Origin of the sequence: Synechococcus sp. RS9902 (genome assembly GCF_014279635.1) — a bacterium.
In the GTDB taxonomy this organism is placed as follows: domain Bacteria; phylum Cyanobacteriota; class Cyanobacteriia; order PCC-6307; family Cyanobiaceae; genus Parasynechococcus.
Map to the genome: position 1 here is coordinate 2298285 of NZ_CP047949.1, position 23327 is coordinate 2321611.

General features: G+C 61.0%; 16 protein-coding genes and 1 pseudogene. 11 read left to right on the top strand and 6 right to left on the bottom strand.

Annotated elements, in window-relative coordinates:
• Positions 1–215: 215 nt before the first annotated feature.
• Positions 216–1505 carry a ShlB/FhaC/HecB family hemolysin secretion/activation protein gene (locus SynRS9902_RS12610; RefSeq protein WP_186509377.1) on the top strand — a complete coding sequence of 430 codons (1290 nt, stop codon included), beginning with the start codon at positions 216–218 and terminating at the stop codon, positions 1503–1505.
• Positions 1506–1519: 14 nt separating this feature from the next.
• Here SynRS9902_RS12610 and ndk read toward each other — a convergent pair whose 3' ends face one another.
• Complete coding sequence (gene ndk / locus SynRS9902_RS12615; protein ID WP_186509378.1) at positions 1520–1978, bottom strand: nucleoside-diphosphate kinase; 459 nt, start codon at positions 1976–1978, stop codon at positions 1520–1522.
• A gap of 106 nt (positions 1979–2084) precedes the next feature.
• On the opposite strand from ndk, the gene speA reads away from it, so the two are divergent.
• Both speA and SynRS9902_RS12625 read left to right on the top strand, forming a co-directional pair.
• Positions 2085–4016: a biosynthetic arginine decarboxylase gene (gene speA / locus SynRS9902_RS12620; protein ID WP_186509379.1), complete on the top strand. Its 1932-nt coding sequence runs from the start codon at positions 2085–2087 to the stop codon at positions 4014–4016.
• Positions 4013–5887, top strand: coding sequence for a CHASE2 domain-containing protein (locus SynRS9902_RS12625; RefSeq protein WP_186509380.1), 1875 nt, complete (start codon positions 4013–4015; stop codon positions 5885–5887). The genes speA and SynRS9902_RS12625 overlap by 4 nt, the downstream gene beginning before the upstream one ends.
• Before the next feature lie 20 nt (positions 5888–5907).
• On the opposite strand, the gene SynRS9902_RS12630 is transcribed toward SynRS9902_RS12625, so the two are convergent.
• Entirely contained in the window at positions 5908–6552 is a 645-nt protein-coding gene (locus SynRS9902_RS12630; protein WP_222929467.1) for a hypothetical protein, read from the bottom strand.
• Between the two features lie 609 nt (positions 6553–7161).
• Between SynRS9902_RS12630 and SynRS9902_RS12635 the strand changes: the two genes are divergently transcribed.
• Positions 7162–8055 carry a methylglyoxal synthase gene (locus SynRS9902_RS12635; RefSeq protein WP_186509382.1) on the top strand — a complete coding sequence of 298 codons (894 nt, stop codon included), beginning with the start codon at positions 7162–7164 and terminating at the stop codon, positions 8053–8055.
• Between the two features lie 25 nt (positions 8056–8080).
• Here SynRS9902_RS12635 and SynRS9902_RS12640 read toward each other — a convergent pair whose 3' ends face one another.
• Together SynRS9902_RS12640 and SynRS9902_RS12645 are read right to left on the bottom strand one after the other, a co-directional pair.
• Positions 8081–9841: an adenylate/guanylate cyclase domain-containing protein gene (locus SynRS9902_RS12640; protein WP_255446141.1), complete on the bottom strand. Its 1761-nt coding sequence runs from the start codon at positions 9839–9841 to the stop codon at positions 8081–8083.
• Positions 9838–10623 (bottom strand): FecR family protein, encoded by a 786-nt coding sequence (locus tag SynRS9902_RS12645; RefSeq protein WP_186509383.1) that lies wholly within the window; start codon positions 10621–10623, stop codon positions 9838–9840. Before SynRS9902_RS12645 ends, SynRS9902_RS12640 begins: the two co-directional genes overlap by 4 nt.
• A gap of 94 nt (positions 10624–10717) precedes the next feature.
• Between SynRS9902_RS12645 and SynRS9902_RS12650 the strand changes: the two genes are divergently transcribed.
• Positions 10718–12085, top strand: a complete 1368-nt coding sequence (locus tag SynRS9902_RS12650; protein ID WP_222929468.1) for an ATP-dependent 6-phosphofructokinase — start codon at positions 10718–10720, stop codon at positions 12083–12085.
• A gap of 62 nt (positions 12086–12147) precedes the next feature.
• Positions 12148–13608, top strand: coding sequence for a mechanosensitive ion channel family protein (locus SynRS9902_RS12655; protein ID WP_222929469.1), 1461 nt, complete (start codon positions 12148–12150; stop codon positions 13606–13608).
• On the opposite strand, the gene alaS is transcribed toward SynRS9902_RS12655, so the two are convergent.
• Positions 13601–16273, bottom strand: a complete 2673-nt coding sequence (alaS, locus tag SynRS9902_RS12660) for an alanine--tRNA ligase (RefSeq protein WP_186509385.1) — start codon at positions 16271–16273, stop codon at positions 13601–13603. The genes SynRS9902_RS12655 and alaS overlap by 8 nt on opposite strands.
• A 25-nt stretch (positions 16274–16298) precedes the next feature.
• Here alaS and SynRS9902_RS12665 point away from each other — a divergent pair, with 25 nt between their 5' ends.
• From SynRS9902_RS12665 to SynRS9902_RS12685, 5 genes are all read left to right on the top strand, one after another.
• A complete protein-coding gene (locus SynRS9902_RS12665) occupies positions 16299–16715 on the top strand; it encodes a hypothetical protein (protein WP_038552390.1) in 417 nt (138 codons plus the stop codon).
• Positions 16712–19909 (top strand): DEAD/DEAH box helicase, encoded by a 3198-nt coding sequence (locus SynRS9902_RS12670; protein WP_186509386.1) that lies wholly within the window; start codon positions 16712–16714, stop codon positions 19907–19909. Before SynRS9902_RS12665 ends, SynRS9902_RS12670 begins: the two co-directional genes overlap by 4 nt.
• 2 nt (positions 19910–19911) lie before the next feature.
• On the top strand, positions 19912–20799 hold the full coding sequence (locus SynRS9902_RS12675; RefSeq protein WP_186509387.1) for an SWIM zinc finger family protein: 888 nt from the start codon (positions 19912–19914) through the stop codon (positions 20797–20799).
• A gap of 14 nt (positions 20800–20813) precedes the next feature.
• Positions 20814–21293 (top strand): MEKHLA domain-containing protein, encoded by a 480-nt coding sequence (locus SynRS9902_RS12680; protein WP_186509388.1) that lies wholly within the window; start codon positions 20814–20816, stop codon positions 21291–21293.
• Between the two features lie 166 nt (positions 21294–21459).
• Positions 21460–21852: an Hsp20/alpha crystallin family protein gene (locus SynRS9902_RS12685; RefSeq protein WP_186509389.1), complete on the top strand. Its 393-nt coding sequence runs from the start codon at positions 21460–21462 to the stop codon at positions 21850–21852.
• A 127-nt stretch (positions 21853–21979) separates the two neighbouring features.
• On the opposite strand, the pseudogene SynRS9902_RS12690 reads toward SynRS9902_RS12685, so the two are convergent.
• Positions 21980–23273 (bottom strand): annotated as a pseudogene (locus SynRS9902_RS12690) (NRAMP family divalent metal transporter).
• Positions 23274–23327 lie beyond the last annotated feature (54 nt).

The following is a 23327-nucleotide window of genomic DNA, read 5'->3' on the forward strand; positions in this document are numbered from 1 at the left end:
AGCTAAAGAAAACGGCTTGGACACCCAATGTTGTCGGAGATGCTTTCTTCACTGACGAGCAACTTTCGACCATCCTCAAAACTTGCCGCCAAGAAACAGAAGCCGAAACCCTTAACAACTGTGCAGCAAAGCTGACAGCGCAATTGTTAAGCGAGGGGTATATTAATAGCCGAGTTTATGTTCTACAAGAGCCTCAGCCCGGCGCTCTTGAGGTGGTGCTGGGACGGATCAGTGAAGTCAAAGTCACCAGCACAGACCCAGCCCTGAAGGACAAAGCTGAACAGGAACTGAGTGGACTGATTGGTGAGGTTCTCCACCTGCCTTCCCTGGAGAGCGCCCTTGTGGGGCTGCGCAAGCTCGGATTTGGTCAGATCAGTGGTGGCATGCAACGCCTGGGCAGTGACCCGTCCCGTGCCGCGATCCAACTCACGGTGGAGCCGGCGCCACCATCTGCGCTACAAGGGGACATCGCCTTGGGCAACAACGGCAACATCGGCAGTGGTGAGTGGAGAAGCAGCGCCACCCTGCTCAAACAGGATCTGATGAAACAGGGCGATCTTGCCCTGGTCTATTTCGAACTGGATGCCGATGGCCAGCTGGAACTGGGCACCGGGATCGCCTCCCTGACCTATCGCTATCCCCTCAACGACACCCTCTCATTAACAGGATCGATCGGCTACAGCTACCGACGCTTCGTTGAATTCAAGCGGCCGGCCTTTGACTTCAACTTCCGCACCACCCAGGGGCTTCTGCAGCTGGAGCAGGAGATCACGAACAACGATGCCTGGCGCTGGACGGCAGCGGCCGCCATCAGCGTCAACCGGACCTCAAGTTTCGAAGGCGACGACAGCATCCCGCTGGTGCTAGGTGGCGGACCGGATGGCTACCTCAAGAGCGGAAATCTCAAACTCAGCACCAACATCGGTCACCAACGGGAGCGTTCCAGTTGGAACGCCAACCTCTATTTCCTGCAGGGCCTGGCCGGGGTGACGAAGGGAAGCCATCGCCACAACCTCAATCTCCAGGGCACCGACATCGGCGAAGCCCGCGCCATCGGTGGGCTGCTGGATGTGTCCTGGCTGATCACACCGAAGCTTGTCTGGACCGGACGGGCCGCAGGACAACACGCCTTTGCTCCGTTGCCCAGCAGCATGACCTTCAGCCTGGGCAGTGACGTCGGCCTGCGTGGTCTACCGGGAAGTCTGGTGAGCGGAGACAGCGGCTGGCTGGCCAGCACCGAACTGGTCTGGACCGCCTGGGAAAAGGACAAGCAAGCGCTGCAACTGGTGCCCTTCATCGGGATGGGCGGCATCCACACCGAAGTGCTCGGCGTCACGCTCGACGACAGCATCGGCTCCGGAGGCCTGCTCGGCCGTTACGTCAACGGCCGCTGGCAATTTGAACTCGGCTGGGTTGACACCTTCAACAGCGATGACAACCCAGGGCTCTGGAACAACTGGACCCTCGGGCACGGTTTGCACACCAAGGTCCGTTACACCTTCTGATCAACCGAGGAGGATCAGTCCTCGACGCGCCAGGTCTGATCCGACGGCGTCCAGTCGTTGAGCTCCTCGGGGCTGAACCACAGACCGATCTCAAAGGCTGCGGTTTCAGGGGCATCCGATCCGTGGATGACGTTGCGGCCGATGTTCACGGCCAGGTCGCCGCGAATGGTGCCGGGCTCTGCCTCGAGCGGCTTGGTCGCGCCGATCAGCTTTCGGGCACTGGCAATCACGCCGTCGCCTTCCCAGACCATCGCCACCACAGGACCGGAGGTGATGAAATCAACAAGACCAGCGAAGAAGGGGCGCTCCTTGTGCACGCCGTAGTGCTGCTCAGCCAGGGCACGGCTAGGGGTGATCTGCTTTAGGCCGACCAACTTGAACCCCTTGCGCTCAAAGCGGCCCAGGATCTCGCCCACGAGTCCCCGCTGCACGCCATCGGGCTTGATCGCAACGAAAGAACGTTCAGCAGCCATGAAAAAAGCATCAATGTGCGGCCATCGTCTGCGGCCAACCCGCCGCTTGGCAAGCACGACCGGAATCACTGCCCCTACATTTCAACCAATTCAAAACGATGGGGTCATGGTTCTGGCCGAAACCGATCGGTCCTGGTCCATGGCCCGCAGTGCCGAGCTGTACGGCCTGGACCGTTGGGGCGACCCCTACTTCTCGATCAATTCACGGGGCCATGTGGTGGTGCAGCCCCGCGGCGATCGGGGTGGATCGCTCGATCTCGTGGAGCTGGTGAAAGGCCTGGCTGCACGGGACCTGAACCCACCGCTGCTGATCCGCTTCGACGACATTCTCGAAGACCGTCTCGAGCGACTGCATGCCGCCTTTGACCGAGCCATCGCTCTCTACGACTACGACGGTCGCTACCAGGGGGTGTTTCCGATCAAGTGCAACCAGCAACGCCATGTGGTGGAGCAGCTGGTGGACAGTGGACAGCGCTGGAGTTTCGGCCTGGAGGCCGGCAGCAAGGCGGAACTGCTGATTGCCCTGTCGCTGATGCAGGACCAGCAGGCGCTGCTGATCTGCAATGGCTACAAGGACCGTCGCTACATCGAGACGGCCATCCTGGCCAGGCGTCTCGGCCACCAACCTGTGGTGGTGATTGAGCAGGCCGACGAGATCCAGCGGATCATCGATGCCAGCCAGGCCCTGGGCGCATCCCCGTTCATCGGCATTCGCGCCAAGCTCTCGAGCCGCAGCACCGGCCGCTGGGGCAGTTCCGTGGGCAGCCGCGCCAAGTTCGGCCTGGACCTAACCGAGATGCTGCAGACCATTGAGGCCCTCAAGCAGGCCGGTCTGCTGCAGGACCTGCGCCTGTTGCATTTCCACATCGGCAGTCAGATCAATGACATCGCCGTGCTGAAGGACGCCCTTCAGGAAGCCGGTCAGATCTACGTGGAACTCACCCGCCTGGGAGCCCCGATGGGATTCCTCGACGTGGGTGGAGGCCTGGGCATCGATTACGACGGCAGCCGCACCGCCAGCGCCGCGTCCACCAACTACTCGCTGCAGAACTACGCCAACGACGTCGTCGCCACCATTCGCGAATGCTGCGTCCCACTGGGCGTCCCCGTCCCCACCTTGGTGAGTGAAAGCGGCCGGGCCCTGGCCAGCCACTTTTCCGTGTTGGTGTTCAACGTGCTCGGCTGCGGTCGCGCTCCCGAGGGAGAACCCGCCCAGGAGTCCGATGAACCGCTGCCGGTGGCCAATCTGCGCGAAACCCTGCAACGCATCCGAGGACTGGACGCGCCGGACCCCTCCTTGCTGCAGGAGGCCTGGAATGACGCGATCAAATTCCGGGAGGATGCCCTGTCGGCATTCCGGCTGGGGTACATCCGGCTGAACCAGCGTGCAATGGCGGAACAGCTGAGCTGGACCTGCGCCAAGGAAATCAGTGCTCGCCTGCCCAACAACGAACCGATCCACGAGGATCTGCGCGGCCTGCAGCGTGCGCTGGCCTGGACCTATTACGCCAACCTCTCGATCTTCCGTTCCGCACCCGACACCTGGGCGATCGATCAGCTGTTTCCCGTGATGCCGATCCATCGCCTCGATGAATGCCCCAGCGAGCTTGGGCAGTTCGCCGACCTCACCTGTGACTCCGACGGCAAGTTGTCCCGGTTCATCGACGGTGGAACCGAGAAAGCCCTGCTCGAATTGCATGCCCTCAACGATGGAGAGCCCTACTGGATCGGCATGTTCCTGGGGGGTGCTTACCAGGAGGTGATGGGCAATCTCCACAACCTCTTCGGCAGCACCAACGCGGTGCATGTGCGTCTCAACCCCCGCGGCAACGGCTACCTGCTCGATCACGTGGTGCGGGGTCACACCAACGCCGATGTGCTCGAAGAGATGCAGCACAACCCCGACCTGATGCTGGAACGGCTGCGGCAGGCCTCGGAAACGGCGATCCAACGCGGAACGTTGCAGATCGAAGACGCCAGGCTGCTAATGAACCATCTCAAGGCCAGTCTGGATCAGACCACCTATCTCGAGGGATGAAGCGCATTCGCCAGCTGGTCCAGACCGCTGGGCCCTATCTGGCCGCCGTGGTGGTATTGGTTCTGCTGCGCAGCACCGGCCTGGCCCAGACCATTGATCTGGTGCTGTACGACCTGATCACCAGCCAGAGGGCTGAAGGGTCCGGACAGGACACGCCAATCACCTTGGTGGGGATCGAAGAAAGTGACATTCAACGCTTCGGATGGCCGATCGACGACGGTCTGTTCTGCGACGCCTTCGATGCTCTGAATGCCGCTGGCGTCGCCGCCATCGGGTTTGACATCTACCGAGACAAGGGGGTCGGCCCCAATCAGCAATGCCTGCGGGATCGCTTCCACGATGAACCCACCCTGGTCTCGATCTTCAACGTGGCGTCGGATATCGGACCCGTACCTGGGACTCCGAGCGAGCGCCAGTCGTACAACGACATGAGCCTCGATGGAGACGGGGTGGTGCGCCGCGATCTGGTGCACGTCACCGGACAGGATGACGCCACAGTCTCCTTTCCACTCCGGGTGCTGGAGGTGGCCACAGGCGACAGCTCCTTGCGTACGGCGATGAATGAGGGACGTCACCAGGACGCCTGGCTGAGTGCCGATGGTGGTGGTTACCACAACGAAATTGAGGCGGGCCTGGGTCTGCAGCGCCTGCTGCGCTTTCGCGAGCCTGGGAGTTATTCGAGCTATTCACTCGCTGATGTCTTGGATGGCACGGTGCCGGAGACCATGCTCCAGGACCGAATCGTCCTGATCGGCAGCACCGCTCCATCGCTGAGGGATCTGTTCGAAGTGCCCCACACCCGCTTCGAACGCGGCGAGACCCTGTTCACCATTTCCGGGGTGGAGGTCCATGCCAACCGGCTGGCCGCCCTGATCGATATGCGCAACGGAACGCTTTACAAGGGCGGGATCATGCCGGGATGGGGCAACCTGCTGCTGGTGATCGGATTCGCCACCAGCGGCCTGCTGCTCGGCGAACGAATCCCGAAGCAACGGGTCAGCATCCTCGTGGTGGTGCTCCTAGCCGGAGGGGCCGCTGGGGGGCTGGCCCTACTGCTTTGGAACCACATCTGGGTGGGCATAGCCATGCCCCTGTCGGGTCTGCTGACCGTCAGTGGGGCGGCCTGGCTGCGCCGGGGTGTGGAAAGTCAGCAACATTCCCAGCAGATCCGCCAACTGCTCGGCCAGACAACCTCACCCGCTGTAGCCCAGCAACTCTGGGAACAGCGCGATGCCCTGCTGAGCGAGGGACGCTTCATGGGTCAGCAGCTGCCGATCACCTCACTATTCACCGACACGGCATCCTTCACCAGCGTGTCGGAGGGACTGAGCCCACGGGAGTTGATGGAATGGCTCAACCGGGGGATGGAGGTCTGTGTGCCAGCCGTGACCAACCGGGCCGGGATGGTGAACAAGTTCACGGGCGACGGCATGCTCGCCGTGTTCGGCATCCCCCTTCCCAGTGATCCCTCAACCGAAGCGCAGGCCGCCGTCGAAGCGGCCTGCGAGATCAAAGACGGCCTGGAACGACTGAACAAAGCATTGATTGCCGAGGGGGCTCCCACCATGCGAGTACGCATGGGCATCCACTCCGGCGAGGCTCTGGTGGGCTCGATGGGCAGTGCCGAGCGGATCGAATACGCGGTCATCGGCGATGCCGTGAACTGCGCGTCGCGCCTGGAGAGCTATGACAAGAATCGCCATGAGGGTGTGCTTCGCGTCCTCCTCTCCAGCGCCACACTTGAGCTGCTACCCCACGAGTTCCGCGACACCCTTGTCCTCGAGCACTGGGGTCCAATTCAGGTCAAAGGACGTAATGAACCCCTGGATGTAAGTGAATTGAAATTCGAGCGAATGAACGCGTCTGCATAACCGAATTCATAATGAAGGGTTCAGAACGGGCAACGCACTGGTAGCTGCTCAGGCCATTCCTCAGTGACCAGATCACCCAATCCAAATTGTGCCAGGGTTTGAGTGGCGGGGACATTGCCACCGCACTTGGCACGCAGCGACGTCAGAGCTTTTTGAACTGGATGATCTACGGGCTCAACGTCTGGCAGAAGCAAGCTGAGTACAGGAGGAAAGGCTGGCTGAGTGAAAGCGAGAGGGTCTTGCACGCTGTCAACGCCATTACCGGTTTCACAGTTGAAAGTTGATTCCCAGATGGTGGGAACGGCGATGGCAGCTCCGCTGATGAGGGTCAGATTGGCTGAGGCCGCCCGCAAAGTACGGGTGGTTGCGGATCCAACACCTTCTGGCAGAAAACTCAGCTCTAGGCTGACAGGATTAGCAGTAGGGCCTTGAACAAGCCCAAGGATGCCTGTCGCTCCAGGGGCAAACACACTGTTCTCCGGAACCAGGTGAACCAAAATTCGCGCATTGCACTCACCGCGAGTTCCTCCTCCAACCCGGCGGCCAGGGAAGGTACTGCGATTGCTGGAATAGACCTCTTTGCAGAGCACATCACCAAAGATGAGTGCCAACAAGATCATCATGGTTCCAGCTACGCCGGAGAAGACACGGGGAACCATCGCCATACCAAGATTCCAGAGAAACCCGCAATAGCAGGAAAAAATCAAGCATTACTCTACTCAAGCAGGCTGTAGATATTTGCGAAATCTAAGGACCTTCCCATCAACTCACCAACCCATGCATGGATGAGAAAGCAACTCCTGAATCAGCTGTGCCGAATCAAGCTTGTTGAGATCACCATCCGACGATAAGTACAACTTCATCCATCGCGCAATCTCTCAGAATTCTCGAGACTGTCAACTTACCAAGTTTTGCGACCAAAACAGCCTCGTTAATTGGCAATACAAGATGCCAGACACCTGTATTGTCGGGAGGAGAGCTCAAGCGATAGTGCAATAGCATGCAACGCAAAGCGGGCCCCTTGCAATCAAATTGATTTTCCCCGACGAGTGTACCGCCACTTCAATCCCACCAGAGCATTAGAGCCGAAGTTGGTTTAGGCCGAAGGGAAGTAAAAACGGAGACCAAAGCGCACTTCCACATCACAATCGCCTAATCCACGTGAAGACTCGCCACCCAATCGCTATCCAGGCCTGAAAAGCCAGGACTTGTGTGTGAATAGCACAGCCCAAAAACCAAAAAGCCTTTAGGGTTTGTTATCGCTAGTTAGCCCCATGGATCACAACGCCCTGGTCAACGCCCTGCAAAGCAAGGGCAATCTCCAGCACTCCTTCAAGACTGCTGAAATTGAGCAAATGGCTGCCCACATGTCGATCGAAACGATCGAGAAGGAGGCCATCATCATGCAGAAGGGAGAGCCCGCCGATTCGATGATTTTCATCATCGATGGATTAGTTCAGATCCTTGATAGTGATCGCCAGCTGGCCTTGCTAAGTACAGGCGATTTCCTGGGAGAAAGCCTTTTCTCAGAAGAGGCGACCCGTACGGCCAATGTGCAGGCGGTGGAACCGGCGACCGTCGGCCGGCTCACGATTCACGACTTTCACCACTTCCTTCAAGACAGCCAAGCTCTTGCCATCCGGTTTCGTCAGTACTTTCAAGCCATAGGGAGCGCCAGAGCGCAACAAGTGGCCGCAGAAAACTATGTCGACAGCAAGAAATATCTAGCCCTGATCGCTCACAACAACATGAAGGAGGGTTTGATGGAATTCTGCGATATGCATTCAGACAAACTCGAAAAATTCCCACTGATCGCAACGGGCACGACTGGCAGCATGCTGTACAAGAAAACAGGTCTTTGTCTGAGTCGGAAGGTCGCCTCAGGCCCCCTTGGCGGTGATCAAGCCGTCGGCACGCTCATCTCGACCAAGAACATCTGTGGCGTGATCTTCTTCCGAGATCCTCTGTCGTCTCACCCACACCATGCCGACATCGAAGCCCTTGGCCGCCTATGCGATGTCTACCAGATTCCCTTCGCCACAAATCCTCAAAGCGGAGAAGCGATTCTCGACTACCTGCTCTCGGGCAAAGCCGAGCGAGAGCTCATCCCCAATCATGTTCTGAAGGCGTATGTCCAGGGGCAGAAGAAAGTCGTCGAAGCAGGCTGATCAACTAGCGGCCTGAAAACACCGGTCAATTGGGATGGAGCCCAACCAAGCCATACACGGCAACGGGCTGGGGCCATCCCTTGACAGCATGCAATCCCAGTTCGTCAACAACCACAAGATCCGCAATGAGATCACGAACCTCTCCGCTGATCAGGATTGGGTAGTCGGGAAACTGTCGCGTCAGGGACTCCAGGCGGCTGGCCAGATTCACAGCGGCGCCGATCACTGTGTATTCCAAACGATCTTTTGAGCCGAGATTGCCGGCGATCACCTCGCCGCAGTGAATGCCCATGCCCTGCCGCAACGGCTCAAGGCCTTCCTCTTGCAGCTGGCGATTCAGGTCATCAAGGTTGGCCTGCATGGCGAGAGCAGCTCGCACGGCCGCCAGGGCCTCCAGGCGGTCCCCTCGATGCACAGGAACGCCAAATTCAGCCATCAGCGCATCACCGATGAATTTGTCCAGCAGCCCCTGCTCGGCCAGGACCGGAGCTGCAATCGCCTCGAAGTAACGATTCAACAGGCCAAACAGAGCCTCGGCTTCCATCACATTGCTGCGAGCCGTGAAGCCAACCAGGTCCGTGAACAAGACCACACAACGCTCACGACGTCCCCCCAGGCGTGTCCAGCTGTCGGAGCTGGAGCGCAACATGTCGCGCATGAGGTTCGGCGACACCCGCCGGGACAGAACCGAATGCAGAAATCGTCGCTGGACGCTTTCCCGCTGGAACTGAGCGGCGGTGCGCAAGGCTCCCGCCAGCATTGGCATCAGCATCAAGGCTGCTCCAGGCAACCAAAGGCCGGCGCACCAGGCGAGCACCGTTGAACCCATCGCAAGCAGGGTGGACGCGGCAGTGGTCATCGCCGTTCCCAGAGCTGTTGAGGGCAATGAGAGGCGCCAGCAACACAGCAGCGCCCAGCCAGCCAACACAGCCAGCAGCACCGAATGATCCAGCCCGCGGAATCCACGGTCGTTCTGCAATCCGGCAATGGCAGAGAGCAGCACCTCCGAACCGCTCTGCTGGCCGAAGGGCGTCTCCAGCTGATCACCGAGGGAGGGAGCCGTTGAGCCGATCACAACGACCTTGTCCCGCCAGGTGTTCTCCGCCTGACTCCCCACCGCCCAAGCGGGGATCACCGGCAACTGGCCACTGGGCCCCAAGAAATTGATCCCATCGTCCCCAGATCGGGTCGACACAGCGGCCGCCAAATGCGCCATCGGACGAGGGTGAGGCCGGGTGAACGGCGCCAGCATCTGCGCAAGCCGTTCCGCACCTGGAACGGACTGAACCATGCCAAAGGCATCGAGGGAAAAAGCGGACAAGCCCACGGGGAAGCTCTGATCCCATGGCCGTCGCAATTGCACCTGCTCAAACCCTTCCCATTGCTGGCGAACCAGAGACGCACTGAGCAGAACCCTGTCCTGCCATGGCTTCAACGCATCATGAAAGCCCCGGTCATCAGCGGGGCCGAAACTGCTGGGCCCCGCGTGAACGATGTTGAACACAACGCGGCGGGCCCCCTTGCGCAGCACCTCCCGAGCCAATGCAGCCTGTTCTGCCCGCGGCCAGGGCCAGGGCCCGAACGCGGAGAGTTGCGGATCCAGCGACGCCTCGTCGATCCCGAGCAGCACAACATCATCCGGAGCTGGAATCGGACCGCGCCACTGAAAAAGCAACTGCCGGGCTGTTGCATCGGCGCGCCCCAGAACCGGCGCCAACACAACAGGCAACAACAGAGAACAACGCCAGACAACGGCGAACAGAAAGCGGCGCCGCGAGCTGCTCAAGGGTTGGGAGCTGTCAGTCCCAGTTCACGCTCGATCACGGGCAGGGTCTCCAGAGTCCTGGAAAAGCCATTGATCAAAGGACTCGTCTCCAGCCGGCGTTGGGCATCATCCATCGGAATGGACTGCGGCGGATCCCAGATCAGCAACCTGGACGAAGCCGTGTCCAAGGCAGACAGCCCGTCCTGCAGCCCATCCAAACGGTCGCTGAGACGAGCCATCTGACCCTGCAGCGCGAGCACAAGCTGCTGACCGCTGGTCAGGGTGAAACGTTGCCCACTGCGGGTTTCGACGGTGACGGTGCCCTCCCAGCTGAAGACCTTGAAGTGTTCATCGGTGTATTCGATGAACACCGTTGTTCCCTGAATCGAAGCGGTCGCCAGTCGCGTCTTGATCCGGAAGGGGTTCAGCGGTGAAGCCCCTGGCTGGATCCAGCCAATGATGGATCCTTTGAGCAGTTCAACGCCGGACGAGCCCAAGCGCAGCTGCGCATCACCGCCCATACGGAATTGACGGCCATTGCCCAGCAGCACCTGCATGCGACCCGGCTGATTGGTCCGCAGCAATGTGTTGTTCGTCAGGGCTTGGCCGGCGCGGGCATTGACCTCCGACGCACCAGGCAACTGAACAAATGCAGGGCCTGCGGGGACGTCTTCAATACGCGGTTGAACGGCATGGGAGGGCTGAAGCCACACTGCGCTGCACAGCAGCAACATCCCGCCCGCCTGAAGCAAACCCGCCTGTCTGATCACGTGAGGCAACTGTTTCGCCAAGGCTGGCAGCACGAACGTCGGGCGACCACCAGGCAACGAAAAGCACACCAACCGCTCTACATCACGTTGCCGAAGCAGGAGGCCATTGCCAGATTGAGTCGGATCCGTGGAAGTACCGGGCGTGGCATACGAGAGCGTTCTTCAGAATCCGAAAAATTTTGACTTCCAGGTTCAACAACTTGGACCAGGAGAACACGCCAACCCAAGCACCCATGAGGTCTTCGTCGACGACGGCGAAAGAATTGCTTTTTCCAGCCAGATCAAGAACCTCCAGCAGCAATTTGCAGACAAACTACCGCCGCCAGCCTTTGAAAAAGCTGGAGCCAGAAAAACAATCTTTCACAATCCAGCATCAACACGGGCAGCGATCATCACCTGTGGAGGCCTCTGCCCAGGCCTGAACAATGTGATCAAGGGGCTCGTCAATGTACTGGAGGAGAGCTATGGCGTGGAGAATATCTTCGGCATTCGCTATGGATACAAAGGCCTGACCTCCCAATCGCAGCATTCACCAATCCAGCTGACATCGTTCAGCGTTGACCAGATTCACAAACAAGGGGGCACGATTCTCGGCTCATCGCGGGGAAACCAGGACCCCGAAGAAATGGTCGACCAACTTCAAGCCAGGGAGATCAACATCCTGTTCTGCATCGGAGGCGACGGAACCCTCAAAGGCGCACAGGCGATTGCCGATGCAGCAAACCGCCGCGGCGCAAAAATAAGCGTCATCGGAGTGCCGAAGACAATTGACAACGACCTGGGATTTATTGAGAAAACCTTTGGCTTCGAAACCTCCGTCCAGATCGCAGCCGACATCATCACTTCAGCCCATACCGAAGCCGAAGGAGCCGAAAATGGAATCGGGATTGTCAAATTAATGGGACGAGACTCGGGCTTCATCACGGCCACTGCATCCCTGGCCAATTCAGTCGTTGATTTCTGCCTGATCCCCGAAACGTCATTCCAATTTGACGGCCCAGATGGAATCAATCAAGCCATCCAAACGAGGCTTGCACAAAATAATCACGCGGTGATTGTCGTCGCCGAAGGGGCTGGTCAAGATCTTTTCACCAACAAACAGACCAGAATAGACGCCTCAGGAAACATACTCAAAGACGATATCGGAGAGCTGCTGAAGACAAAACTATCCACACACTTCAGCGAGAGAAACATCCCCATCAGCATCAAGTACCTGGACCCGAGCTACCACATCCGTAGCGTCGCAGCCAATGCATCGGATGCAGTTTTCTGCTATCTCCTTGCCGAATATGCTGTTCATGCTGGAATGAGCGGCAAAACAAATCTGGTGATCGGCTACTGGAATAATTTCTTCACCCACGTACCAATTCATCTCGCGACCAAAGAGCGACGCATGGTGGAACTTGACAGCGCCCTCTGGCGAGGCGTTGTGAGTGCAACGCAACAAGATCCACTACAGCGCGGACTCAAGGCACCCTGTACCCAAGCCTCTTGAGCTGAGGCTCACACGTTCCATAACATCAGTTCACCATGTCTGCAGCACTGCAATGGTTCCTGGTGCTAGCAGCGCTGCTCGCAGGATTACTGAGCCAGCAGCTCTGCCGACGGCTTCACATCCCATCCGTTCCCTGGCGGCATCTCTGGATTGCACTGATTGCCAAAGCGACTGCTCAAACCACGGAAACCCTGGGCATTCCGCACCTTCCTGGACTGGACATCGATGTCTTAGTCAGCATTTTCGTAGCGGTTGCCATCAGCCGCTCCATCGTCTGGCTGGTGCTTGAGCTGCTGCCAAAACTGCGGCTCCTGCCGTCAAGCCCAAAAATTCTGCGTGACCTGCTGTTCATCATGGGCAGCGGCTTACTGGTTGCGCTAACGCTGCAGGAACAATCCAGCATCGACCTTGTTGGACTGGTAACAACATCAGCCGTGCTCACGGCCGTTTTAGGACTAGCTGCTCAGGACCCGCTCAAGGACCTTGTGGGTGGGCTGAGCCTCCAACTCGAACGCGTGATTCGCGAAGGCGATTGGATTGAAATCGAGGGGCAGATCGGACGCGTGGCCTCCATCAGCTGGAGGGACACAGAACTCAACTGCCTCTACGGCTCAAGGCTGACCTTGCCGCACGCAAGCACCAACTCCAAAAGCATCCGTAATTTCACCAGCAATGGCGCCTACGCCACCCCGATTCAGATAGGCCTGGATTACAGCATGCCGCCGCATATCGCCAAAGCGATGATGCAGCAAATTTCAAGGCATCACCCTCTGGTGCTGAACGATCCCGCTTGTGTTGTGCGCGTCAAATCATTCGCGGAGAGCTCAGTCAACTACGAATGGCTCAACTGGATCGATGATTACGGCAAAATTCGCACTATCCGTAGCGACCTGCAGGAACAACTTTGGTATGCCCTCCAGCGGGAGGGATTCAGCTTCCCCTTCAGCGTTCGCGACGTGCGACTGAGCAAACCCACACCAGAGCAACGAACAAAAGCACAGAAAAGCAAAGCTCAACTGCAAGATTCCACGGTCGAACTGCTGCAGAACAATCACCTCTTTTCCATCCTCTCGAACGATCAGCTCACCAGACTCATCCAAACAAGCTCAATCTGTTCCTACGGCCCTGGTGAAATCATTGCCGTCGAACATGAAACAGGAGACTCCCTGTTCATGCTGATTCAGGGACAGGTGTCGATCATTAAATCCAATTCAAAGCAACAAGTCACCGAAATTGCCACCCTGCAAAGCGGCGACATCTGCGGCGAGATGACTGTGTTCACCGATGCGCCTCGCAGTGCAACGATTCGAAGCCAGAGTCAATCCGACATTCTTGAGATTCATCGACAAGCCATTGCAGAACTGATCGAAGCAGAGCCCGTGCTCTTTGACCGATTCAGCCAACTCATCAGTGAACGTCAATCCAGGCTCGAGGACTTCGAACTTCAGAAACAGACGACCCCAGCATCTCGCCGCGATGCAGTGACATTGATGAAAGAACTGTTCAGACAGTTACTCACTTGATGCCCTGCAAGGCTTCTTCGAGCTGAGCTCGGGCCAGAGCCAGAGCAGCAGGCAGGGCAGCACCATCACGACCACCGGCCTGGGCCAGGTTCGGGCGTCCACCACCGCCACCACCACACAGTTTGGCGATGCCGCCGATGAACTTGCCAGCCTGAAGCTTGGCGGCGATCACCTGCTGGCCGAAGGCCGCCACCAAGATCACCTTGCCCATGTCACCGGGATCCGGCAGACCGCCGATCACCACGGCCGCACCATCCCCCAGCTGATCCGCCAGGCTCTGGGCTGCACCCTGCAAACCAGCGCCATCCACGCCGTCGAGGCGTTCCACCAGCAGTTGGAAGTCGCCCACGGCCTCGGCCTTAGCGGCCAGAGCGCCGGCCTTCGCCACCGCCAGTTCCGCCTGAGCCGCGGCCAGCGCCTTGCCGGTGGCCTTGAGCTCCTCCTGCAGGGACGCCACACGATCCACGATCTCGGCCGGCTGAGCCTTGAAGCGATCCCCGAGCTGCTTCACCACTGCATCGCGCTCATTCAGATAGGCGAGCACAGCCGGACCAGCGACGGCTTCAATCCGGCGGATACCAGCCGCAACGCCACTTTCCGCCACGATCTTGAACAGGCCGATCTCAGCGGTGTTGGCCACGTGGGTGCCGCCGCAGAGCTCCATCGACACACCGGGCACGTCGACCACCCGCACCACATCGGCGTACTTCTCACCGAACATCGCCACGGCACCAGCCGCCTTGGCCTGCTCGATCGCCATCTCCTGCACCTGCAGCGCATGGGCCTCATTGATCCAACCGTTGATCAGGGTTTCAACCTGCTGCAACTGATCCGCCGTCACCGCCGTGGGGCAGTGGAAGTCGAAGCGCAGGCGATCGAAATCCACCAGTGATCCGGCCTGGCCGATGCCTGGATCCACCACCTGCTTGAGCGCTGCTTGCAGGAGGTGGGTGGCCGTGTGATTGGCCTGGGCCCGACGCCGGCAGGCACGGTCCACCTGGGCCTTCACGGTGTCGCCCAAGGCGAGCTCGCCGCGTTCCACCCGCCCGGCATGGACGAAGACATCGCGGCTGCGGCTCACGGACTCAATCCGAACAATCAGATCGCTGCCCGCAAGCACGCCGCGATCGCCCACCTGACCGCCGCCTTCGCCATAGAACGGCGTGGTGTCGAGCACCACCTGAACCGCATCACCCGCCTTGGCGGTGCTGGCTGGTTCACCGTTCACCACCAACGCCTGCACACAGGAGGCGTGATCGAGGGCCTCATAGCCCTCGAAACAGGTGGCCGCCTGATCCGCCACCACCTGGTCGATCGCATCCTGCAGGGTGAGGTCGATGCTCACCGCGGCCGCCTTGGCCCGCTGGCGCTGTTCCTCCATCGCCGCCTCGAAGCCATCGAGGTCAACGGCCAGGCCCTGCTCCTCGGCGATCTCCTGGGTGAGCTCCAGCGGGAAGCCATAGGTGTCGTACAGCTCAAAGGCCTGGGCACCGCTGATCTGGGTGGGCTTGGAGGCCAGCACCTCCGCCAGCAACTTCTCGCCGCGCTCGAGGGTCTCGAGGAAGCGTGCTTCCTCCCGCTGGAGTTCGGAAAGGATCACCTCCTGGCGCTCGATCACGCTGGGGTGTGCACCCTTCAAAAGGGCAATCGCCGCCTCGCCCATCGTGACGAGGAAGGGTTTGTCGATGCCCAACAGGCGGCCATGGCGCACCACCCGGCGCAGCAGGCGCCGCAAGATGTAGCCGCGGCCCAGGTTGCTGGCGGTGACGCCATCGCAGATCAGCTGCGTCACCGCACGGCTGTGATCACCGATCACCTTCAACGACGTCTTGCCCTTGTCGTTGAGCTGGTGGTAATCGACCCCCGCCAGATCCGCGGCCGCTTGGATCAGCGGAAAGATCAGATCGGTTTCGTAGTTGTTGGGAACCTTCTGCAGGATCTGGGCCATCCGCTCAAGGCCCATCCCGGTGTCGATGTTGCGGTTGGCCAGCGGCGTGAGGGTGCCCTCCGCGTCGCGGTTGTACTGCATGAACACCAAGTTGTAGAACTCGATGAAACGGTCGTCGTCCTCGAGATCGATGCCCTCATCCCCGAGCTCGGGTTTGAAGTCGTAATAGATCTCCGAGCAGGGGCCACAGGGGCCGGTGGGGCCGGAGGCCCAGAAGTTGTCGGCCTCATCCATGCGGATGATCCGCTTGGGGTTCACCCCCACCACATCGCGCCAGATCTGCTCAGCTTCGTCGTCTTCCCGGAAGACGCTCACCACCAGGTTCTTGGGGTCGATGCCGTAAACGCCGGTGCTGAGCTCCCAGGCCCACTCAATCGCCTGCTGCTTGAAGTAATCCCCAAACGAGAAGTTGCCGAGCATCTCGAAAAAGGTGTGATGCCGGGCCGTGCGCCCCACGTTCTCGATGTCGTTGGTGCGGATGCACTTCTGCGAACTGGTGGCCCGGGGCGCGGGGCGCTCCTGCTGGCCCAGAAAAACCGGCTTGAACGGCAGCATTCCCGCAATGGTGAGCAGCACCGTTGGGTCGTCGGGAATCAACGAGGCGCTGGCCATCCGCTTGTGGCCGCGCTCGGCGTAGAAGTTGAGAAAGGCCTCACGGATCTCCTCCCCACTGCGCGGTGCAGACGCTGCAGAAGACGACGATGCGGCGGCAACCATGACAGGAAAGGGGGATCCTGCCGTCATGATCGCCTTTGAACCGCCGGCGCCCGTGGCCGTTCCACCCAGTGATCCCGAGATTCGCCAGCGACTTCGGCTGCAGTCGATCGGTTGGGCGCTGGCTGCTGGCATCAGCGCAGGGCTGCTGAGCTTGCCCTGGGGTCTGGAAGCTGCAGTGCGTTCGGGCGGTTGCGGCCTCTTTTACGGCCTGCTGGCGTTCCACCTGCAACGGGTGGACCCTGATGACGGGCATTTGCAGGCGGGTCTGGTGGGGGCGGTCTGCGGATTGCGCAGCCTCGGCATGCCCCTACCCCTTGACAACTGGCAGGTCGATGGCCTGGCATCATTACTACTGGAGCTCTTTCAGGCCTGGCTGCCGTTGATCGGCAGTGCTCTCCTGCTCCACGGCACCCTCCGCTTCCTGCCCGCGTCGCGGCCATGAGCCTGCTGCACGCCACCTGGCTTCCCGCCATCCGCACCTCCAGCAGTTCCGGTCAACCGGCACTGCTCGTTTGGGCTGACACCTGGCGGGTGGCCACACCGGAAGGCCCAGGCCTCACCCCGGCGCTGCACCCCTTCACCCTCAGCCATGACGACCTCAGGGCCTGGCTGAGCGAACGCGACCTTTTGCCGGGCGGCTGCATTGATGCCACGGCCTGTCTCACCCTGCCGAGCCGGACGGTCAAGCCGCGCAAAAGCCGCAGCAAAAAAGACGAGCCAACGCCGGAACCACCGGCTTGGACCGGGCTGCCGATGCAGGCCGGCGAACCGATCCCCAAGCAAACCGAATGGTGGCCCTGGCAGGTGCAAGGGCTCGCGGTGGAACCATCGGCTGCCACGGAGTGGCTGTCCCGATTGCCCCTCTCCGGCACCAATCCAGACCTGGCTGACGAACTGCGCTGGTGGAGCCATCTGCAGCGCTGGGCCCTGAGCCTGGTGGCCCGGGGCCGCTGGATTCCCCAGATGGAGCTCAGCAAAGGCGAGGGCTATCCCCATCGGGCCCGTTGGGTGCCCTTGCTCAACCGGGAAGAAGACCGACGCCGACTGGAGGATCTGGCGGCCAGCCTGCCCCTGGTGGCCACCTGCGCCTTGCCCTGGCGTGAACCCCTGGGGCGCCGCAGCAACCGCACCACCCGGTTGCGACCGGAGGCCATGCGGGCCGCCAACCCTGTGGCCAGCTGCCGGCCCCGCAGCGGACGCCTGCGGGTGGCGACGCTGCTGGAAGACCTGGTGGACGCGCAGCTGCGCAAGGACTTTGAACCATCCACTGATGGACTCGATCCCCTACTGACCCTCTGGCAGGAGGCCCTGGGGTCGGAGACCGGAGTGATCGAGATCGGTGATGAAGAGGCCGAACGCCTGGCCACCGCCAGTCATCACTGGAGGGAAGGCATCGCCGGCGGTTTTGCTGCGGCCCGCACCTGCCTTGAACTGCACACCCCACCGGATGGGGAGGATCTCTGGGAGCTGCGCTTCGGATTGCAGGCGGAAGCCGACCCCAGCCTGAAGCTCCCGGCCGCCGCGGCCTGGGCGGCTGGTGCGGAACCGCTACAGCTTGGAGAAATCCGGGTGGACCAACCGGGTGAAGTGCTGCTGGAAGGTATGGGTCGCGCCCTGAGCGTGTTTCCGGCCATTGAGCGGGGTCTGGAGAGCGCCACACCTGAAACGATGCAGCTCACCCCGGCCGAGGCCTTCGTGCTGGTGCGCACGGCCGCCCGGCAGCTACGGGATGCCGGCGTGGGGGTGGAGCTGCCGCCCAGCCTCTCCGGTGGCCTGGCCAGCCGACTGGGCCTCTCGATCAAAGCGGAACTGCCCGAACGCTCGAGCGGTTTCACGTTGGGTGAGTGTCTGGACTGGGAGTGGGATCTGATGATCGGCGGGGTCACGCTCACCCTGCGGGAACTGGAGCGCCTGAGCGGCAAGCGCAGCCCTCTGGTGCGCCACAAGGGTGCCTGGATCGAACTGCGGCCCAACGACCTCAAAAATGCCGAACGCTTCTGCGGGGCAAAACCTGAACTGAGCCTCGACGACGCGTTGCGGCTGACGGGGACGGAAGGGGAACTGTTGATGCGGATGCCGGTGCACCGCTTCGACGCCGGCCCACGGCTGCAATCGGTGCTGGAGCAATACCACCAGCAGAAGGCCCCCGACCCCTTGCCGGCCCCGGAAGGATTCAGCGGTCAGCTGCGGCCCTATCAGGAGCGGGGCCTCGGCTGGCTCGCCTTCCTGCACCGCTTCGATCAAGGGGCCTGCCTGGCTGACGACATGGGCTTGGGCAAAACCATTCAGTTGCTGGCGTTTCTGCAGCACCTCAAAGCGGAGCAGGAACTGAAACGCCCGGTGCTGCTGGTGGCCCCCACCTCGGTGCTCACCAACTGGCGACGGGAGGCGGAATCGTTCACCCCGGAGTTGACGGTCACCGAGCATTACGGCCCCCGCCGCCCCTCCACACCGGCTGAACTCAAGAAAGCGTTGAAGGAGGTGGATCTGGTGCTCACAAGCTACGGGCTGCTGCAGCGGGACAGCGAACTGCTGGAAACCCAGGACTGGCAGGGGGTGGTGATTGACGAAGCCCAGGCGATCAAGAACCCTGGCGCCAAGCAGAGCCAAGCCGCCCGGGATCTGGCCCGCACCGGCCGCAGCAAGAGCAACCGCTTCCGCATCGCACTCACCGGCACCCCCGTGGAGAACCGGGTGAGCGAGCTGTGGGCCTTGATGGACTTCCTCAACCCCAAGGTGCTGGGGGAAGAGGACTTCTTCCGCCAGCGCTACCGGATGCCGATCGAGCGGTATGGCGACATGTCGTCCCTGCGGGACCTGAAAGGCCGCGTGGGTCCGTTCATCCTGCGCCGGCTGAAAACCGACAAAACGATCATTTCCGATCTGCCGGAGAAGGTGGAGCTGAGCGAATGGGTGGGGTTGAGCAAGGAACAGAAATCCCTGTACAGCAAGACCGTGGAAGACACCCTCGATGCCATTGCCCGGGCGCCGCGCGGGCAGCGCCACGGGCAGGTGCTGGCCCTGCTCACCCGGCTGAAACAGATCTGCAACCATCCCGCCCTGGCCCTGAGCGAAGGAGCCGTGGACGATGGCTTCCTGGGCCGTTCGGCCAAGCTGCAGCGGCTTGAGGAAATCCTCGATGAGGTGATCGAAGCGGGCGATCGGGCCCTGCTGTTCACCCAGTTCGCCGAATGGGGGCATCTGCTGCAGGCCTGGATGCAGCAGCGCTGGAAATCGGAAGTTCCCTTCCTGCACGGCGGCACCCGCAAGAGCGAGCGCCAGGCGATGGTGGATCGCTTCCAGGAGGATCCCCGCGGTCCGCAGCTGTTCCTGCTCTCGTTGAAAGCAGGTGGTGTGGGCCTCAACCTCACACGGGCCAGCCACGTGTTCCACATCGACCGCTGGTGGAACCCGGCCGTGGAAAACCAGGCCACCGACCGGGCCTATCGGATCGGCCAGACCAACCGGGTGATGGTGCACAAATTCATCACCAGCGGCTCGGTAGAGGAAAAGATCGATCGCATGATCCGCGAGAAATCACGCCTGGCCGAAGATGTGATCGGCTCCGGCGAAGATTGGCTGGGAAGCCTCGGTGGCGATCAATTGCGCGATCTCGTTTCTTTGGAGGACACCTGACCATGACCCTCAGCAACGGCAGCAGCAACGGCATCACCGCCATTGGCGACGACGGCCTGGGCCAACAGCCTTGGTGGGTCGAGCAGTGGATGGAGCTGATCAACGGCTACCGCTTCAAGAAACGGTTGGAGCGGGCCTGGGGCTACGCCCGAGAAGGCCATGTGACCTCGATCCGCTTCGAAGGCCGCCGTGTGCATGCACGCGTCCAGGGCACCGATGAAGCGCCGTACAAGGTGAAGCTGTGGCTGGACGTGCTCAACGATGAGGACTGGGGCTATGTGCTGGAAGCCCTAGCCCAGAAAGCACGCTGGTCGGCCCAATTGCTGGCGGGGATCATGCCCTCCGACATCGAACGGGCCTTCGCCGCCAGCGGCAAGCGCCTGTTCCCGTTCAAGCTGCAGGAGGTGCGCAGCGAATGCAGCTGCCCCGACAAAGCCAACCCCTGCAAACACATCAGCGCGGTGTATTTCCTGATGGGGGATCGCTTCAGTGAAGATCCCTTCGTGCTGTTCCAACTGCGGGGCCGCAACCGGGCCCGACTGCTGGAAGACCTGGCGGAATACCGACGCAAAGCCCTCGCGGACTTAGCCCAACAAGCGAAGGAAAAAACAAACAGCAACTCCGCCAGTAAAGCCACTCCTTTACCCCCCCATGCAGCCGTTCAAGACCCGGCTCTGTGGTGGCGCTACAACCGCAGCCTCGATGGCGACCTGGTGGTGATCACCCCAGCCATGGATGGCGACACGGGCCTCGATGCTGCCGGAGAACTGCCGCTGGCCGAAGACCCACGCTTCGCCGATGCGCGCAGCACCTTCTTGAACAACCTCAAGGCCCATGGTCAGGCCAGTGCCCAGAAGGCGATGCTGCAGGCCATGGCAGCCGGGAGCTGACGCGGAGCAAAGCCATGGCCCGTGAAGCCGCCTGGCTCACCGCCAACAAACAAGCACTCGCCGCAGTGCTGCTGCAATCGCATCAACGGGCCTTCAGCAGGCCGCTGATCGCTTCCGCTCAACCAGGCCAGCCGAAGCGGCTGCTGTGCCAGAACCTGTTTGCCTGCGGCTTTCCGGTGCTGGCTCACGGCAGGGAGCAGGATCCCGAGCTCAGTTACGCCAACGCTGCAGCCCTGCAGCTGTGGGACAGCCGCTGGGATGAGCTGATCGGCATGCCCTCACGGCTTACCGCCCCGGACAGCGAACGGGCGGAACGCAGCAGCGCACTGGGCCAGGCCAAACGCCTCGATGCAGTGCAGAACTATCGCGGCATTCGCATCAGCCGCAAAGGACGGCGATTCATGATCAACAAGGCCCGGATCTGGACCCTGTGGGATGCGGAAGAGCGGGTCTGCGGCCAGGCGGCCTGTTTCAGCGACTGGTGGTGGCTTTAAGGAGATTCGGTTTCAACACCATCCCTGTGGTGCCAGCCGAACCTGGTGGTACAGACCGAATCAAAACGGACGGTTCTCACGCTTCTGGTTCTCATCCAAGCGGCGCAGATTGTGATGGCGGGCGATCAACCCAGTCCGCAGATGTTCATTCTTCGGAGCCACCATCATGCTGACCCTGCGCCAATCCCCCTTTGATCTATTCGAGCGTCTCGAACAACAACTGGCCACCGCTGAGCGCGTTCCCAACGCCGAAATCCGCGAAACCGAGACCAGCTACACCGTGCAACTGGAACTGCCCGGGGTGGACCGCGACTCCATCGACGTCAAGGCCACCGATCGCAACCTGGTGATCAGCGCCGAACGCCCAGCCACAGGCAGCGATGACAGCAACGCACCGCTGCTGAGCGAATTCCGCAGCGGCACCTGGAGCCGCAGCTTCCGTTTCCCCCACAGCCTCGATCGCGACCAGCTCAAGGCCAGCTATCGGGACGGCATTCTTGAAATCAACGCCGGCAAAGCGGTGAAACACACCAGCGTTTCGGTGAAGGTGGAGAGCTGATCAGGTCCTGAATCAGAACCTGAGCACTGAAAGCCTTGGGCTGGACAAGCCCAACACACCAAGACAAGAAGAACGGAAGCCCAACCCCTGCCCACGGCAGGGGTTTTTTGTTGAAGCATGGGTGGAATCAGCCGCCGAGGCCGAGGAAGAAGCGGCCGATGAACAGCAAGCTGAAGCCACTGAAAAACAGCAGACCGAACCAGCAGAAGGCCTGGGTCAAGCGGCCATAGCGGTGCTCAGCCGGCACCAGGCTGCTGTTGATCGTGTCCATGGCCATCCAGGCGAACAGAGGAGCGGTGAGGAAGCTGCCGGTCATCGCCCCGAAGACGAAATCCTTCACGCCGATTCCGCCGCTCTTGGCCACCACCAGCGCCAGCACAGCGGCCAAGAAATGCACGATCACCCAGATGTCGAAGCGACGCTGCATGGGCCCCGGCTCTGAATCCCCACTGTCGTGATGACGCAGCAAGCCCTGGATCGCCGCAATGCTGCGGGGGTAGGCATCGAGGCAGGTGAGGGTGGTGCTGAACATGGCGGAAAAGGCCGCGGGGATGATCACCCAGGCCGCCCAACCACCCATGGCGGCGGTGTAGAGCTTGATCAGCTTCTGGGCGAAGGACACGCCACTGCCGGCGAGCATTCCGTCACCGCTGCCGTACATCGTGTAAGCGCCCAAGATCACGAAGAACATCGCCGTCACCACGGTGACGCCATAGCCGAGGTTGAAATCGAACTCGGCCTCCTTTGGCGTTGCGGTGTGCTCGGTGTCGCGCGCACGGGAGAACATCCACAACGACGGCCACACGCACATCTCCACCGGTCCGGGCATCCAGCCCATCAGGGGAATCAGGAAGGCCAGGTTGGCCAGGGTCCAGGGGCTGGGATCGGTGCTGACCCAACTGGCCGCCACATCGCCGACGGGGCCGCGGATCAGCAGTGATGCAGCCGCCACCCCCGAGCAGGGTGAGCAGCACCACCAACAGCTTGGAGAGACGGTCGAGCGCCCGGTAATGCCCCAGCAGCAGCACCAGGCCACTCACCGCCAGCACGGCGATGGACAGTCCGTAGGGGTCCAACCCCGCCAGGAGAGGGATGTTGGTGAGCAGCAGCCCCGCCACAAAACTCACCGCCGCGATGGTGAAGGTGCCGGTGACCAGGCTCACCACCAGGTACAGCGGCAGGTAGAGGGGATTGCGTTTCTGGAACCCCTCCAGCAGCGACAGTCCGGTGGCCGCGGTGAAGCGGGTGCCCACGCGCAGGAACGGGTACTTGATCAGATTGGTGAGCAAGATCAGACCCACCAGCGCAAAGCCGAATCGGGCTCCCGCCGTGGTGGACGACATCAAATGGGATCCACCAATGCAGGCACCGGCCAAGAGGATCCCGGGTCCAATGCTGCGTCGCAGCGTCGATGACGCCATCACAAGGTTGCAGTTGATACCAGTCTCCGCCGCTTTGCCCCGCTGAATCTCCGT

Excerpts from the sequence above, each read along its gene's own strand:
- speA (WP_186509379.1), top strand. The coding sequence starts at position 2,085 with ATGGTTCTGGCCGAAACCGATCGGTCCTGGTCCATGGCCCGCAGTGCC.
- SynRS9902_RS12630 (WP_222929467.1), bottom strand. The coding sequence starts at position 6,552 with ATGGCGATGGTTCCCCGTGTCTTCTCCGGCGTAGCTGGAACCATGATG.
- SynRS9902_RS12670 (WP_186509386.1), top strand. The coding sequence starts at position 16,712 with ATGAGCCTGCTGCACGCCACCTGGCTTCCCGCCATCCGCACCTCCAGC.
- SynRS9902_RS12625 (WP_186509380.1), top strand. The coding sequence starts at position 4,013 with ATGAAGCGCATTCGCCAGCTGGTCCAGACCGCTGGGCCCTATCTGGCC.
- ndk (WP_186509378.1), bottom strand. The coding sequence starts at position 1,978 with ATGGCTGCTGAACGTTCTTTCGTTGCGATCAAGCCCGATGGCGTGCAG.
- SynRS9902_RS12685 (WP_186509389.1), top strand. The coding sequence starts at position 21,460 with ATGCTGACCCTGCGCCAATCCCCCTTTGATCTATTCGAGCGTCTCGAA.
- SynRS9902_RS12675 (WP_186509387.1), top strand. The coding sequence starts at position 19,912 with ATGACCCTCAGCAACGGCAGCAGCAACGGCATCACCGCCATTGGCGAC.
- SynRS9902_RS12635 (WP_186509382.1), top strand. The coding sequence starts at position 7,162 with ATGGATCACAACGCCCTGGTCAACGCCCTGCAAAGCAAGGGCAATCTC.
- SynRS9902_RS12680 (WP_186509388.1), top strand. The coding sequence starts at position 20,814 with ATGGCCCGTGAAGCCGCCTGGCTCACCGCCAACAAACAAGCACTCGCC.
- alaS (WP_186509385.1), bottom strand. The coding sequence starts at position 16,273 with ATGGTTGCCGCCGCATCGTCGTCTTCTGCAGCGTCTGCACCGCGCAGT.
- SynRS9902_RS12665 (WP_038552390.1), top strand. The coding sequence starts at position 16,299 with ATGATCGCCTTTGAACCGCCGGCGCCCGTGGCCGTTCCACCCAGTGAT.